Here is a 15,331-nt window from a genome sequence, read left to right on the forward strand (position 1 = left end):
CAGTAGTCGGGTGAATCTATATTCACCTGTCGGTACAAGTTTCTTGTTTAAGGAGTCTTAGTATGACAATTAAGGTTGGTATTAATGGGTTTGGTCGTATCGGGCGGATGGTTTTTCGCTCTGCAGTACAGAATTTTCCTGATATTGAAATCGTCGCAATTAATGATTTGCTAGAACCGGATTATCTGGCGTATATGTTAAAGCATGATTCAGTGCATGGCCGTTTCCAGGGTGATGTTGCAGTCGATGGCAATACCCTGGTAGTCAATGGTAAAAGAATTCGTTTAACCGCGATTAAAGATCCGGCTGAACTGAAATGGGATGAAGTGGGTGCTGAAGTAGTCATTGAGTCAACCGGGTTGTTTCTGACTAAAGAAACTTGTGAAAAACATTTGGCAGCAGGTGCCAAAAAGGTCATTATGTCAGCGCCTTCCAAGGATGATACACCGATGTTTGTGTATGGCGTGAATGACAAATCCTATAAAGGCGAAAGCATCATTTCCAATGCTTCCTGTACCACGAACTGTCTAGCACCAATGGCTAAAGTGTTGCACGACAAGTGGGGCATCAAGCGCGGACTGATGACGACGGTTCATGCTGCAACAGCTACACAAAAGACTGTGGATGGTCCATCCAATAAAGATTGGCGCGGTGGTCGCGGTATTCTGGAAAATATCATACCGTCAACAACCGGTGCTGCCAAAGCAGTAGGTGTTGTGATACCAGAATTGAACAAAAAACTGACCGGAATGGCTTTTCGTGTTCCAACATCGGATGTATCGGTTGTTGATCTGACCGTTGAACTGGAAAAAGAGGCGACCTATGACGAAATTTGCCAGGCGATGAAAGAGGCTTCCGAAGGCTCAATGAAAGGTGTGCTGGGATATACTGACCAGAAAGTGGTATCGACCGATTTTCGTGGTGACAGCTGTACCTCCATTTTTGATGCTGAAGCAGGCATGGCATTGGATAAAAGCTTTGTCAAAGTGGTTGCATGGTATGACAATGAGTGGGGTTATTCCACCAAAGTATTGGAAATGGTTCGTACTGTCGCCAAATGATTTAATATATTGAAGGTATGCAATTGGGTGTGGAGTAAATCTCAATTGCTATCTCAACTTGAGTATTCAATTAGTTAAGACATAAAGGGTAGCGCTCGCTATCCTTTATATTTTTTAAAGACAATTCTGGAGCTTGCCGTGTCTGTTATTAAACTTGTTGACCTTGATCTGAAAGGTAAACGTGTATTTATACGTGCTGATCTGAATGTGCCTGTGAAAGATGGCAAAGTAACATCGGATGCACGCATTGCTGCTTCAATGGCGACGATCAATCATTGCCTTAAACAAGGCGCTAAAGTAATGGTTACATCGCATTTAGGTCGTCCTGAAGAAGGGGTATGGACAGAAGAAAATTCATTAAAACCGGTAGCGGATAATATTGCGGATCGTTTGCATAAGCCCGTGCGTTTAATCCGGGACTGGATCGATGGTGGTTTCGAAGTAGCTGACGGAGAGTTGGTGGTACTGGAAAACTGCCGCATCAATAAAGGTGAAAAGAAAAATTCAGAAGAAACAGCGCAGAAATACGCGAAATTATGCGATGTGTTTGTGATGGATGCATTTGGTACAGCACACCGTGCTGAAGCTTCAACGCATGGCATCGCCAAATATGCACCGATAGCTTGTGCAGGTATTCTACTGACCGAGGAATTAGAAGCGTTGACCAAAGCACTGCTTAATCCAGCGCGACCTATGGTGGCAATTGTTGGCGGCTCAAAAGTGTCGACTAAGCTGACAGTGCTCGAATCATTGTCCGAAAAAGTGGATCAACTGGTAGTGGGCGGTGGGATTGCCAATACCTTCCTGAAAGCAACTGGCAAGAATGTCGGCAAATCACTGTGTGAAGATGATCTGGTTTCAACTGCCAAGACGCTGATGGATAAAATGGCGAAACGCAACGCATCGATTCCGATTGCGGTTGATGTTGTGGTCGGCAAAAAGTTTGATGCCAACGAGTCTGCAGTTTTAAAAGATGCGGATCAGGTGGCTGATGACGACATGATTTTTGATATTGGACCTAAAAGTGCGCAGGAATTGGCTGATATCATTATGCGAGCCGGAACTGTGGTGTGGAATGGTCCGGTGGGCGTATTTGAATTCGATCAGTTTGGTGCCGGAACCGAGAAAATTGCCAGAGCCATTGCAGAAACAGACGCTTTTACGCTGGCGGGTGGGGGCGATACCATTGCCGCAATCCAGAAATATGATATTTATGACAAAGTGTCTTATATATCAACTGCAGGTGGCGCATTCCTCGAATTCCTTGAGGGTAAAAAATTGCCAGCGGTGGAAATATTGGAAATGCGAGCTAATTAATCGTCAAGAAAGATAATGATTCGAAGAACAAAAATTGTAGCAACCCTTGGGCCAGCATCCAGTAATCCAAAAATATTGGAACGCATGATCCAGGCCGGTGTAGATGTTGTTCGGATCAATTTTTCGCATGGTACACGCGAACAGCATATTGAATTAGCAGAACTAACCCGTTCGCTGGCACGAGCTGCGGGCCGTACTGTCGGCATTCTGGCCGACCTGCAAGGTCCAAAAATACGAATAGGCAAGTTTGAACATGGCAAGATCAGACTAGAAGTCGGTGATCAGTTTATTCTGGATTCTTATTGCGAGTTGGGTAATCAAGAAAGAGTCGGACTCGATTACAAAGAGTTGCCGAATGATCTGGAAACCGGCGCCACGCTGATGCTGGATGATGGCCGCATCATACTGGGTGTCTCCATGGTGCGTGAACATCAGGTATTTTGTGTAGTTGAGCAAGGGGGTGTGCTGTCAAACAATAAAGGCATCAATCGTAAAGGCGGCGGGCTCAGTGCACCCGCACTTACGAACAAGGATCTGGAAGATATCAGAACAGCCGCGGAGTTTGGTGCGGATTACCTGGCAGTATCTTTTGTACGTTCAGGCGACGATATCCGGCAGGCCCGGGAATTAGTGCTTGAAGCTGGCGGAAGAGGCATGGTCATGGCAAAGATTGAGCGTTCAGAAGCCATTCTTGCCTTGGATGATATTCTGGAAGCATCGGATGCCATTATGGTGGCGCGCGGCGATCTGGCCGTTGAAGTAGGCGATGCTGCAGTTCCTGCTTTGCAGAAAAGAATGATTCGTTCAGCGAGAACGAATAATAAGCTGGTTGTCACAGCGACACAGATGATGGAATCCATGATTACTAATCCAATTCCAACGCGCGCTGAAGTGTCCGATGTTGCCAACGCAGTGCTGGATGGCACTGATGCTGTGATGCTATCGGCAGAATCTGCCGCTGGTGAATATCCGGTTCAGGCGGTAGAAGCAATGGCAAGAGTTTGCTTAGAAGCCGAGAAGGAATATCTGGTCAGTAGTGACAGGCGCATACTAACAACGATCAATCAGGCAACCATTGAAGAAGCCATTGCGCGCGCTACCATGTTTACAGCCAGCGGTTTGCAGATTCGTGCGATTGCAGCATTAACGCAAAGTGGTGTGACTGCATTGCTGATGTCGCGAAGAAGCTCTAAAGTGCCTATTTTTGCGCTAAGCCCGAATGAAGAAACGCGCAGGAGGGTGACACTGTTCAGAGGTGTTTATCCGGTGGAATTCGGTGAAGGGTTAAAGGATCCGGAAATTATTCTCAATCTTGCTGAAGAGGAATTACTTAAGCGTGGCGTGGTGCGTAATGGTGATATCATCGTGATGACGATTGGCGAGCCGGTGGGTAAGTCAGGTGGCACCAATACCATGAAAATCATCAGAGTAGGCGAATGGAAAACAAGGCAAGGTATTCATGCCTCACAAACTATTTAATGGGATGCAGTCTTGATTTGGAACATCAGGCAGCAGTAAAAACAATCGAATCATATTATTCAAGAATAACAGACGGTATTAAACAGAATTACGTTAGATAATTTTTTTGAAGGAGATTTAAATGGCACTTGTATCATTAAGACAACTACTTGATCACGCAGCAGAAAACGGTTACGGCTTGCCTGCCTTTAATGTCAATAACTTGGAGCAAATTCAAGCTATCATGCAGGCGGCTGATGAATGCAACAGTCCGGTCATTATGCAAGGTTCTGCAGGCGCCAGAAAATATGCAGGTGAAGCATTCTTGCGCCACCTAATTGCAGCAGCCGTTGAAGCTTATCCGCATATACCGATTGTGATGCATCAAGATCATGGGGCTTCGCCATCCGTGTGTGTGAATGCGATACGCAGTGGTTTCTCAAGTGTCATGATGGATGGCTCCTTACAGGCTGACGCTAAAACACCATCTACCTACGACTACAATGTCAAAGTCACCGCAGAAGTTGTGAACATTGCACATTCAGTCGGCGTTTCTGTGGAAGGTGAACTGGGTTGTCTGGGTTCACTGGAATCCGGTATGGGGGAAGCGGAAGACGGGCACGGTGCAGAAGGTAAGTTATCGCATGACCAGCTGCTGACCGATCCGGAGGAAGCTGCTGACTTTGTTAGAAAAACCGGTGTAGATGCATTGGCTATTGCAATTGGCACCTCGCACGGCGCTTACAAATTTACGCGTAAACCGACGGGCGATATTCTGGCCATTGAACGCATCAAAGAAATTCACAAGCGCATCCCCAATACCCATCTGGTAATGCACGGTTCCAGTTCAGTGCCACAAGACTGGCTGGAAATTATCCGTCAATATGGCGGTGATATCAAAGAAACCTATGGCGTACCGGTTGAAGAGATCCAAGAAGGCATCAAATACGGCGTGCGCAAGGTCAATATCGATACCGACATCCGTCTGGCCATGACTGGCGCGATCCGCCGCAGTCTGGAAAAAGACAAAAGCAATTTTGACCCACGTAAATTCCTGAAAGAAGCAACCGCCGCGGCTAAAGAAATTTGTAAAGCCCGTTTTGAAGCCTTCGGCTGCGCCGGACAAGCCGGAAAAATCAAGCCTGTTGCGCTGGAAGATATGGCAAACCGCTATGCCAAAGGCGAATTGAACGCTGTAGTTAAGTAAGCCAGTCATAGCAGTATCAAGTTAAATCAATGATGATGATGCCCTCTTGCGTCATCATCATAGGATTTATGAATCCGAAGTTCGATAGCCCACTGTAATTCACTCAATTGTAAAAATTTCTGGTGCGTTTTTATAGGCTGTAATAAGGAGCTGAAAAAGCTAACACCGCCTGAAACGGAAGTCTGTCAACAATCTCTAAACCCAGGTAATACAGTAGGTGATGGTCAGCATTAACTCAATCTCATGCAAAAAGGCTGCTTTCTTGTTTCTTAGGCTTCATCTAATTTGCCAGAAATTATGGAGTTTCAATTAAGTACCAGACAATATTTGTGCGAATGCCGTCAGAAACAATCAACATTTATGCTTTGAACTATACCAATGCAGCGCAAATCTAATTGCTCGTTATAACAAGATAGAAATCCTTTTGAGGAATGTATCGAAGTATAAGAACAAGCTTGTCTAGCAAATGATTTTGCTTGAGAAATTTGTGCAGCTTCTACTGAATTAAAGTACGGACGAGTTCAATGGTCAGTTTGTTTTCATCAAATGATATAGGACATCGTCGCAATATTTCCGCTTGATGTAATTTTGTACTTTTCAATTCCATCAGAACAGGGATCAGCATTATCTCAAGACTAAATCTCCAGGGCTATACTCCCACCGTTTACGGCTTGCGTTGTTCTAAGCAAGAACACTCCCTGCTTGCAACGGGGTTTTATTAATCATAAAAAGAGAAGAAAAGAGTATGAAACCTAAAATTGTAATTTCTTCGCTTGATTTCGAAAGACTCGAAAATCTCTTGGAATCATTTGCTAACAACACTTTTCCAGGTAAGGAAGATCTGGAAGCAGAGTTGGTTCGCGCGGATATCGCGGATCCAGAAGATATTCCAGCCACAGTAGTGACGATGAATTCAACGGTGAGATTTAAAGTCGCATCTTCAATGGATGAGCACTTGCTAACTTTGGTATACCCCAAGGATTTGGATAACGGTGGAGGTAAAATTTCCGTACTTGCACCGGTGGGCAGTGCACTTTTGGGTCTTTCTCAGGGTGATGAAATTGAGTGGCCTAAGCCGGGCGGTGGTGTGCTGCATGTGCGTATCGAAGAAGTCACCTATCAACCTGAACGTTCTGGCGAGTATCACCGTTAACACAATTTCTGTTTAACCAAAATCTCAACGCAGCCTGATTTTCCGTTGCCATGGTAATGCAGGCTGATTGAGTCGAGTGTCAGATTTAAGTGTGGTCTTATGATTGATCTTTGGGAGGAACATAACCAGCAAGTTGCTCCGCACCAGAGCCAAAAAAATACGCTTCCAGTTGTTCAGTCAAATATTTGCGCGCTTTACTATCGGAAAGGTTCAGGCGATTTTCGTTGACCAGCATGGTCTGGTGTGTCAGATTTAAGTGTGGTCTTATGATTGATCTTTGGGAGGAACATAACCAGCAGGTTGCTCCGCACCAGAGCCAAAAAAATACGCTTCCAGTTGTTCAGTCAAATATTTGCGCGCTTTACTATCGGAAAGGTTCAGGCGATTTTCGTTGACCAGCATGGTCTGGTGTTGAATCCATTGGTTCCAGGCTTCTTTGGATACATTATCAAAAATACGCTTGCCCAGTTCACCGGGATAGGTTTGAAAATCCAGGCCTTCAGCTTCGCGGCCCAGCTTGATGCATTTCACTATTCTCGCCATTTAAATTTACTTGCTCCAGATCAATCGAGAAATATTCAGGAAGAAAAAACCATCATTATGAAATGTTCGTTTCAATCAGTAAACCACCGGTGTAAATTCAACCATAAAATTATAGATATTTAATCAGTACTTTCGAACGGCGCTGATAATTGTATAAATTCTGCCTGGCTTCGGGTAATTCAGCGGGAGTGGCTTCGCTAAACCCATGTTCAATGAACCAGTGCATGGCGTGTGTTGTGAGCACAAACAGTTTGCGTATGCCCCGAGAGATAGTTTTGTTTTCGATATGTTTGAGTAATCGATTGCCATGCCCTTGATCCTGGTAATCCGGATGAATCGCCAGACAGGCGAGCTCGCAAGCGTTTTCTTCCGGAAATGGATACAGCGCTGCGCAACCGAGGATCACACCGTCGTGTTCGAACACCGTAAAACGGTCAATTTCAATTTCCAGTAATTCGCGGCTGCGTCTTACCAGAATGCCTTCAGCTTCCAAGGGTTCAATCAATTGCAGAATACCGCCCACATCTTCTATTCTGGCTTTTCTGAGCGTTTGCAATGTTTCCTGCGAAATCATGCAGCCAATGCCATCGTGCGTGAAAAGCTCCTGGATAATGGCACCATCTCTATGGCGGCTGATCAGATGGGTGCGTGCCACACCCATTTCACAGGCTTTGATGGCGCATTGAATTGCTAGTTTGTTGCTCTCTACTAAAGGTGCGGCTGCCGGTGCCTTGTTTTCCAATAGCAATTTACTTTCCGCGACGGTAAGTTCGCGTGGCAATGATTGCGGCTCGTTGGCAGAAAATGCGGCGATGTCCAGTATATCCAAAAGAAAAATCAGCTTCTCGGCATTGAGTGCAATGGCGACTTCGGTTGTTACGTTTTCCATCGTGAGATTAAAAATCTCACCGGTCGGTGAATAACCCAGCGGTGAAATCAGAACTACATCGTTTTGTTCTAAGCGCGCGTGGATGGCTTGAGCATTGATCTTGCGCACTTTTCCGGTATGCATCAAGTCCACGCCTTGAATGACTCCGTATGGACAGGCGGTGACGAAATTTCCGCTGGTGACTCGGATGGCGGCATTGGCCATGGGTGAGTTGGGCAGGCCCATCGAGAGCAATGCGGCAATCTCATGATGAACACGTCCCACCGCTTCTTTGACACATTGCAGTGCGGCTGGATCGGTAACACGCATGCCCATGACTGCTTGAGTTTCTAATTGCGACTCATCCAGACGTAACTGAATCTGTGGGCGTGCACCATGAATCAGTACCAGTCTTACGCCGAGACTGGCGAGCAAATTGACATCGTGAATGAAATTGACAAATTTTGCATCAGTGACCATTTCGCCACTAAAACCAATGACGAAGGTTTTGCCTCTGAATGCGTTGACATAAGGCGCAACCGAGCGAAACCAGGCCACAAAATCAGTAGGGGTGTTCATGGGAAATGAAAAGTTGGGTTTCTATAGGCATGCGGTCATCAATAGTCGCCCCACAGGGTCTGCAGTGCCGCAATCGCAGCCAGCGCTGCACTTTCCGTGCGCAGGATACGTTTTCCCAGGCGCAATGGGATAAAACCGACATGTAAAATAGCCGTTTCTTCTTCCTGCGTAAATCCGCCTTCAGGCCCAATAACAAGTGCCACGTGAGCATTGACGGGCGGTTTGGGTATGTTTCTTAAGCTTTCTGTGGCTGTCGTGGAAAGCATCAGATGTAAGTCGTGTAGTGATTTGGAAGTTTTTTTCTGGCTTAACCATTCAGGCAAGCTGATCAAAGGAAACACCTGTGGCAAATGATTTCTGCCGCATTGTTCGCAGGCGGAAATGACGATTTTCTGCCAGTGTTGCAGGCGTTTGGTAGAGCGCTCACCGGACAGATGTACGATGCTGCGGGCAGTCGATAGCGGCTGTATGCATGTCACACCAAGTTCCACTGCTTTTTGTATGATCCAATCCATTTTTTCATTGACGCAGATTGCCTGAGCAAGCTCAATATGCAGCGGTGATTCGCAGTCTGTGTCATGATAATGATCGATCAGAACCGTGGTGCTTGATTTGCTGATGTTGTCGATATGCGCAGAAAATTCGCCGCCATTGCCGTTAAATAGCGTAATCGAATCACCTCTTCTAAGCCGTAAAACCCGTGCTGCATGATGCTTATTCTCAACAGATAATTCAGTGAGCTGGCCAACAGTGATTTCTGCCGGGTGATAAAAACGAGTGTGCATGATGGGATCAGGTCCGGGCAAGTAACAATTTCAATAAATGGACTCATGATAATATAGCACGATATGCATCCGGTATTGTCTGAGTGTGTTTTGATTTTAAAAAGCGACAATCTGGAAAGAAATTTTCAGGAATCTTATCAATAGTAGGAGAAAGAATATGGCAAGTCTGGAAACGCCGATATGTGATTTTGGCTGGAAAGCGATTGATTTTAATTTGTTAGGCGTCGATGGTAAGCGCCATACTTTAGCTTCCGCGAAGGGGGAGAATGGGTTGCTGGTGATGTTCATCTGTAACCATTGTCCGTATGTGAAAGCCGTGCAGGATCGTATTATTCGAGATGTGAATGAACTGAAGCAGCATGGTATTAATGCCATCGCAATCATGTCCAATGATCCTGCCGATTATCCGGAAGATTCTTTTGAGAACATGACACTGGTTGCTAAAAAATTAAATTATCCTTTTCCTTATGTATGGGATGAAACCCAGGAAATAGCAAAGCAATATGGTGCGGTATGTACTCCTGATTTCTTCGGGTTTAATGGTCAATTTGAATTGCAATACCGTGGACGCCTCGATGCATCGCGCAAAGAAGCTGCGCCGGCTGATGTGCGTCGTGACTTGTTTGAAGCGATGTTGCAAATTGCCAAAACCGGTCGTGGTCCGAAAGATCAGATTCCCAGCATCGGTTGCTCGATCAAGTGGCGCGCGGAGTAATAGTGCTAGAAAAAGTTATTACGGTTGTTAAAGAAGTCGCTCAGCAGGTCATTATGCCGCGCTACTTGCAGGTAGATCGGCAGCTTAAGTCAGATGGCAGTTTTTTTACCGAAGCCGATGTTGCGGCACAAAATGCTTTATTACATGAATTACAAAAGATTTATCCAGTCGCTGCGATGGGTGAAGAAATGTCAAAGCAGGAACAGGAAGAACAATGGGTCAAGGGTAAGAATGGATTGTGGAGTGTTGATCCTATTGATGGGACATCGAATTTTCTGAATGGATTACCATATTTTGCAACTTCAGTAGCGTTGATGGAGCAAGGAAAAAGCGTTCTGGGGGTGATCTATAATCCGGTAGCCGATGAAATGTTTTATGCGATGAAAGGCGGTGGCGCTTTTTTGAATGGAGCGGCATTGCCATTGAAGAAGCATGTGCCCGCGTTATCGCGTGCTATGGCGAATGTTGATTTAAAGCGCCTTGATCGCAAATTCGCAGCTAAAGTTGCTGCTTATCCACCCTATGCATCGCAGCGAAATTATGGCGCTTGTGCACTTGAATGGTGTTATACCGCTGCTGGTTACTTTGACCTGTATCTGCATGGTGGGCAGAAGCCATGGGATTATGCTGCAGGTTCCCTGATTCTTGAAGAGGCTGGCGGAAGAATGTGCGGTTTTGATCAGGATGATTACTGGGCTGGTTCGCCGTGGCGGCGATCCGTGATTGCGGCTCTGGATCCTGGTTTATTTGTTCAGTGGCGCGATTGGGTGCGCGAGAATCGTTAAGAAATGGTTGCTCAACAGTGTATAACTTAAAGTAGGATTGGGCATATCATTGAAGATCATTATTCTAGGTGCTGGTCAGGTTGGTTCATCCGTTGCTGAAAGCCTAGTCAGTGAGGCTAACGACATCACCATGGTTGATGTTGATTCCAAACGATTAGCATTATTGCAAGATCGTTTTGATTTGCGTGCAGTCGTTGGCAATGCTTCGCATCCATCAGTGTTAGTAAATGCCGGTGCCTATGATGCAGACATGGTTTTGGCGGTAACAGGCCACGATGAAACCAACTTAGTGGCTTGTAAGCTTGCCGCTACTTTATTTAATACGCCTACTAAGATTGCACGTATCCGCTCTGCTGAGTACTTGGCGCATTCTGAGATTTTTTCCACTCAAAATTTCTGTGTCGACTTTGCCATTTGTCCTGAACAAATACTGACAGAATACATTGAAAAGCTGGTTGAGTTTCCTGAGGCTTTACAGGTACTTGATTTTGCTGCAGGCAGGGTGAGGTTAGTGGCTGTGCGTGCACTAAAAGGCGGTGCGCTGGTTGGGCAGCAACTGCAGCAATTACGCAAGCATGTTCCTAATGTAGATACACGAGTTGCAGCAATTTTCCGCAAGGATCGGCCGATTATTCCGGAAGGTAATACAGTTATTGAAGATGAGGATGAAGTGTTTTTCATTGCTGCAGCCGAAGATATCCGGACAGTGATGCGAGAACTCCGTAGCATGGATAAGCCAGTGAAGCATGTGATGATTGCAGGAGGCGGCAAAATAGGCAAACGTCTCGGCGAAACACTGGAAAAAGATTATCAGGTCAGAATCATCGAGCATAACTATCAGGTGAGTGAGCGTTTAGCAGGAGAACTGAGTAATACGTTAGTTTTGCATGGCGATGCTACGGACGAGAAGTTGCTCGAAAGTGAGAATGTTGCTGAAATGGATATGTTTTGCGCACTCACGAATGACGACGAAAATAATATTATGTCTGCATTGCTGGCGAAACGGATGGGGGCGCATAAAGTCATTGCACTGATTAATCGCAGTGCTTATGTCGATTTGGTACAGGGAAGCCGTATTGATATCGCTATCTCACCCGCACAGGTTACGATTGGCTCACTGTTGGCTTATGTTCGGCACGGTGATGTTGCTGCAGTACACAGTTTGCGGCGTGGCGCAGCAGAAGCACTGGAATTAGTGGCGCACGGTGACGCCAAATCATCCAACGTGGTGGGAAGAAAGATAGAAAACATCAAGCTCCCTAAAGGTGCCACGATTGGCGCTATTGTAAGGGGCTTGCCAAAGTCTGAAGGAATATTTGGTGAAAATCTCATCGCCGAGCAGGAGAAGATTCTGCGCAAATCAGACAGCAGTATACGGGTTATCATTGCGCACCACGATACGATCATTGAACAAGAAGACCATGTTATTTTGTTTGTGGTCAATAGAAAAATGATCCGCGAAGTAGAAAAGCTGTTTCAGGTGAACGTTGGATTTCTGTGATCAGAAGATGACATGAATCGACTCTTCGCTGTAGTTAACGTGCTTGGTAAACTGGTTCTGGTATTCGGTCTGATGATGTTGCTGCCGCTCGGTTTGGCGTTGTGGAATAATGATGGTGCGCAATTGGTATTTGAAGAATCGATTTTGATTACCACGGGCGGTGGCTTTTTGATGTGGCTGATGACGCGTGCTTATCGACGCGAGTTGCAAATAAGAGATGGTTTCTTGCTGGTTGTGCTGGTTTGGTTCGTGTTGCCGGCTTTTGCCATGTTGCCATTATTATTTTACCTGCCGAAACTTAATCTGAGTATGGCCTATTTTGAGGCTGTTTCAGGATTAACTGCAACGGGCGCCACCGTGCTGACAGGATTAGATGCATTGCCGTCCTCAATCAATTTATGGCGGGGCGAAATAGTATGGCTGGGCGGTATGGGCTTAATCGTGCTGGCCGTGGCAATTTTGCCATTGCTAGGTGTGGGCGGTCGGCAATTGCTTAATGCAGAGATACCGGGACCGATGAAAGAAAACAAACTGACCCCCCGTATTGCTGAAACTGCAAAGGGCTTATGGTCAATTTATGCAAGTTTGACATTGGCTTGCGTGATTGCATACAAATGGGCCGGAATGGATTGGTTTGATGCTGTGATGCATGCGTTTACGACCTTGGGTCTGGGTGGTTTTTCATCTCATGATACTAGCTATGGCTATTGGGATTCACCGCTTATAGAATCGGTTGCAATTATATTCATGTTGATTGCGGGAATAAATTTTGCAACTCATTTTCTGGCATGGCGGGCAAGAAGTTTGGCTTCTTATCGTCATGATGCTGAAGTGAGCTGGTATTTAACGATTATGTTAATCAGCTGTATTGGGTTGGCATTTTATCTATGGTTTGCTGATGTTTATACAGATCCACTGACGGCATTACGCTTCGCGACTTTCAATATTGTTTCTGTTGCAACAACTACTGGATATAGCAATACAGATTATAGCTTATGGCCTATGTTTGCTCCCTTATGGATGTTATTTTTATCAGGATTTTGTACATCTTCAGGATCAACTGGCGGTGGTATCAAAATGATTCGTATCCGCATCTTATACCAACAAGTATATCGAGAAATGATTACTATCATGCATCCCCAGGCAGTTATTCCGGCTAAACTGGGAAGAAATGTAGTAGCGAACCGGGTGATTCTGGCCGTACTTGTATTTTTATTTGTTTATACGGCAAGCATCGCGTTAATGACGCTTACTTTAACGCTGAGCGGATTGAATGTTACTACAGCTTTTTCTGCAGCAGTTGCTTGTATCAATAATTTGGGTCCTGGTCTGGATACTGTTGGACCAGCAAATACCTATGCATTATTAACTGATTTTCAGACATGGGTGTGCAGTTTTGCAATGTTACTGGGTAGGCTGGAATTTTTTACATTGCTGGTTATATTTACTCCGGCTTTCTGGCGGAAGTGAATTTTATCTGATAAGTGTTAATAGATAGCTTTAAAGAAATTGCTCGGTGAACGATGCCAATAAATTTGAAGATATTAAGGAATACGCCTCTATACCATTTTCAGTTTCACTTGAATATGGATCAGGCACGCATTGAGGAGTCTGGATGATAATTGAGCTTCCCATGCTCTTCTGTTAAAACGGTAACAAAATTCGTTCAGATACTCTTGTAAGTATTTTGACGCTTCAGCGGCCTGCTCGATCAGTCGACGAGCCCCAGTTCTTAATAATTCGGTCAATAAATCTGTAAACGAGTCTGGATCTGATAACTCAATAACGTTACTCTTACTCATAGCGGTGTATTCCTCATGGGTTGGTTATATTGTCTGGCAACAACTAATCAACCAGATACACCGCTATTTTTCAATCCCTCAAACACCAGATTCAGTTATAACTCTTGAAATAATGCCTGGGCGCAGGCCTCCTCCGTCCCATAATGCTTTTGCCAGTCCAACACATTCAGTTCCTTGCCTTTCATCACTTACTCTCTTATCCTGTTGATCTTGCGGCTTAGGGCAAACTAAACTGAAAATGGTTCATAGGCATACTAAGGAATCTCTGAACGAAAGTCGCAAAATCGGTAATATGAAATGATAAGATCATGATTTTTCTTATGAAATTTTATGGAGTTCTACTTATTAAGATCTTCCTTAAGGTTAAGGTTAATGGCAATAGCACTGTTCGAAAAAGCGCAGAAATATTTTTGAGATCTTGGGTACGAATATCATTTTTATCGATATAGTTATACCGCGCTGAATGGATATCAAATTTGTACATGTTAATTAAAAAGAATCCCGCTTATCAATTTATTTCCCTGATTATGTTATCTATTAAAGATGGCTTGTTTGATAAAGCTAAAGGCAGAGCAGCAGGATCGAATGATTATTTGACAAAACCATTTACCGCGGAAGGTTTATTGAGCATAATACACACGGCTCTAGACTAGCAGATCAATCTGTTAGTCTATTAAGATGTTAAGAAACAGTAAATTAAGTGATTATTACATTAAAAAAAATTCAATGCCTTTGCATTGATATACCTGCCAGCAAAGCAGCTGTGCTGTTAAGTAAAAAATCGTAACACGATTAATCGTTGGTATGGCATTTTCAGACAAGTAATATATCGCTATCAGACTGCCCTTAAAGACAAGTGTTAGGCAAAGTGGAAGTTGATGAGAGGAATGAAGGTGAGAAACGGCAACGTGACTATCAAAGTAAACTCAAGCGCGGTCGCGGCACATTAAAACAACTTGTATTTGGTGTGTTTGAGCGAGATGACAGGGTGTATACCGAAATAGTGCCAGATTGTAAGCGATTGACTCTACAAGTGGTGATATTAGGGCAAAGTATCCATTGAAAGTGTCATTTATAGTGATGGCTGGCGTGGCTACAATAGTTTAGTAGATGTCGGGTACTCCAAGCATTTCCGTGTATCGCACAGTGACAATGAATTTGCTCGGGATGGGCATTGCCATATTAACGGTATTGAATCATTTTGGAGTTTTACCAAGCGGCGGCTTGCAAAGTGTGCCAGTTAACTTTGAGCTGCATTCAAAAGAATCTGAATGGTGCTGGAAGAAACAGCCTGAGGAACTTGCCAAGGAACTATGGCAGCTCATTAGATATTATTAACTCTGCTAGTCTAGAGTCTACACAAATATGCAGTGTAACGAAATTTAATGCTGCATATTTGAAAAATAAAATTTCTATCAACATAAGTTGATAATTACTCATTTTATTAAAAATAAAGATAGTTTTTAACCCTTGTTCTCAAAGTGGAAAAGTTGTGATTAGGGGGTTAGAATTCCATGGAGTGGTAAAGGGATTTTATGACAAATGACTTGACTTTAA

13 protein-coding genes and 3 pseudogenes are annotated in these 15,331 nt (G+C 44.5%); 11 read left to right on the forward strand and 5 right to left on the reverse strand.

Annotated features, from left to right (window positions below; genetic code table 11):
• Window positions 1–62 precede the first annotated feature (62 nt).
• The 5 genes from gap (at window position 63) to rnk (ending at window position 6,196) form a co-directional block, all read left to right on the forward strand.
• Window positions 63–1,061: a type I glyceraldehyde-3-phosphate dehydrogenase gene (gene gap / locus BM021_RS10980; RefSeq protein WP_090721080.1), complete on the forward strand. Its 999-nt coding sequence runs from the start codon at window positions 63–65 to the stop codon at window positions 1,059–1,061.
• A 138-nt stretch (window positions 1,062–1,199) separates the two neighbouring features.
• On the forward strand, window positions 1,200–2,378 hold the full coding sequence (locus BM021_RS10985; RefSeq protein ID WP_090721081.1) for a phosphoglycerate kinase: 1,179 nt from the start codon (window positions 1,200–1,202) through the stop codon (window positions 2,376–2,378).
• A 15-nt stretch (window positions 2,379–2,393) separates the two neighbouring features.
• On the forward strand, window positions 2,394–3,857 hold the full coding sequence (gene pyk, locus BM021_RS10990; RefSeq protein ID WP_090721082.1) for a pyruvate kinase: 1,464 nt from the start codon (window positions 2,394–2,396) through the stop codon (window positions 3,855–3,857).
• A gap of 121 nt (window positions 3,858–3,978) precedes the next feature.
• Complete coding sequence (gene fba, locus BM021_RS10995) at window positions 3,979–5,043, forward strand: class II fructose-bisphosphate aldolase (protein ID WP_090721083.1); 1,065 nt, start codon at window positions 3,979–3,981, stop codon at window positions 5,041–5,043.
• Window positions 5,044–5,788: 745 nt separating this feature from the next.
• Complete coding sequence (gene rnk, locus BM021_RS11000; RefSeq protein ID WP_090721084.1) at window positions 5,789–6,196, forward strand: nucleoside diphosphate kinase regulator; 408 nt, start codon at window positions 5,789–5,791, stop codon at window positions 6,194–6,196.
• Between the two features lie 97 nt (window positions 6,197–6,293).
• On the opposite strand, the gene BM021_RS11005 is transcribed toward rnk, so the two are convergent.
• The 4 genes from BM021_RS11005 to BM021_RS11020 all read right to left on the reverse strand — a co-directional run bounded on the left by BM021_RS11005 (window position 6,294) and on the right by BM021_RS11020 (window position 8,971).
• Window positions 6,294–6,467: a Fe(2+)-trafficking protein gene (locus BM021_RS11005; RefSeq protein WP_371116411.1), complete on the reverse strand. Its 174-nt coding sequence runs from the start codon at window positions 6,465–6,467 to the stop codon at window positions 6,294–6,296.
• On the reverse strand, window positions 6,461–6,739 hold the full coding sequence (locus BM021_RS11010) for an oxidative damage protection protein (protein ID WP_090721086.1): 279 nt from the start codon (window positions 6,737–6,739) through the stop codon (window positions 6,461–6,463). The genes BM021_RS11005 and BM021_RS11010 overlap by 7 nt, the downstream gene beginning before the upstream one ends.
• Window positions 6,740–6,848: 109 nt before the next feature.
• Window positions 6,849–8,186: an amino-acid N-acetyltransferase gene (argA, locus tag BM021_RS11015; protein ID WP_090721087.1), complete on the reverse strand. Its 1,338-nt coding sequence runs from the start codon at window positions 8,184–8,186 to the stop codon at window positions 6,849–6,851.
• Between the two features lie 38 nt (window positions 8,187–8,224).
• Entirely contained in the window at window positions 8,225–8,971 is a 747-nt protein-coding gene (locus BM021_RS11020; RefSeq protein ID WP_090721093.1) for a 16S rRNA (uracil(1498)-N(3))-methyltransferase, read from the reverse strand.
• Window positions 8,972–9,128: 157 nt separating this feature from the next.
• On the opposite strand from BM021_RS11020, the gene BM021_RS11025 reads away from it, so the two are divergent.
• Genes BM021_RS11025 through BM021_RS11040 form a run of 4 tightly spaced genes read left to right on the forward strand, consistent with a single transcriptional unit; the run spans window position 9,129 to window position 13,442 of the window.
• Window positions 9,129–9,686 carry a thioredoxin family protein gene (locus BM021_RS11025; protein ID WP_090721088.1) on the forward strand — a complete coding sequence of 186 codons (558 nt, stop codon included), beginning with the start codon at window positions 9,129–9,131 and terminating at the stop codon, window positions 9,684–9,686.
• Window positions 9,687–9,688: 2 nt separating this feature from the next.
• The gene (locus BM021_RS11030) at window positions 9,689–10,471 is read left to right on the forward strand and encodes an inositol monophosphatase family protein (protein ID WP_090721089.1); all 783 of its coding nucleotides are present in this window, start codon (window positions 9,689–9,691) and stop codon (window positions 10,469–10,471) included.
• A 49-nt stretch (window positions 10,472–10,520) separates the two neighbouring features.
• On the forward strand, window positions 10,521–11,972 hold the full coding sequence (gene trkA / locus BM021_RS11035) for a Trk system potassium transporter TrkA (protein WP_090721090.1): 1,452 nt from the start codon (window positions 10,521–10,523) through the stop codon (window positions 11,970–11,972).
• A 12-nt stretch (window positions 11,973–11,984) separates the two neighbouring features.
• Window positions 11,985–13,442 carry a TrkH family potassium uptake protein gene (locus BM021_RS11040; protein WP_090721091.1) on the forward strand — a complete coding sequence of 486 codons (1,458 nt, stop codon included), beginning with the start codon at window positions 11,985–11,987 and terminating at the stop codon, window positions 13,440–13,442.
• 89 nt (window positions 13,443–13,531) lie between these two features.
• Here BM021_RS11040 and BM021_RS15275 read toward each other — a convergent pair.
• Window positions 13,532–13,660, reverse strand: a pseudogene (locus tag BM021_RS15275) (IS1595 family transposase); the annotation flags it as partial.
• Between the two features lie 434 nt (window positions 13,661–14,094).
• Here BM021_RS15275 and BM021_RS16630 point away from each other — a divergent pair.
• Both BM021_RS16630 and BM021_RS11055 read left to right on the forward strand, forming a co-directional pair.
• Window positions 14,095–14,427: pseudogene (locus tag BM021_RS16630) on the forward strand (PleD family two-component system response regulator).
• Between the two features lie 25 nt (window positions 14,428–14,452).
• Window positions 14,453–15,112 (forward strand): annotated as a pseudogene (locus BM021_RS11055) (IS1595 family transposase).
• Window positions 15,113–15,331: the final 219 nt, after the last annotated feature.

The organism is Nitrosomonas sp. Nm166, assembly GCF_900112825.1.
Lineage (GTDB): Bacteria > Pseudomonadota > Gammaproteobacteria > Burkholderiales > Nitrosomonadaceae > Nitrosomonas.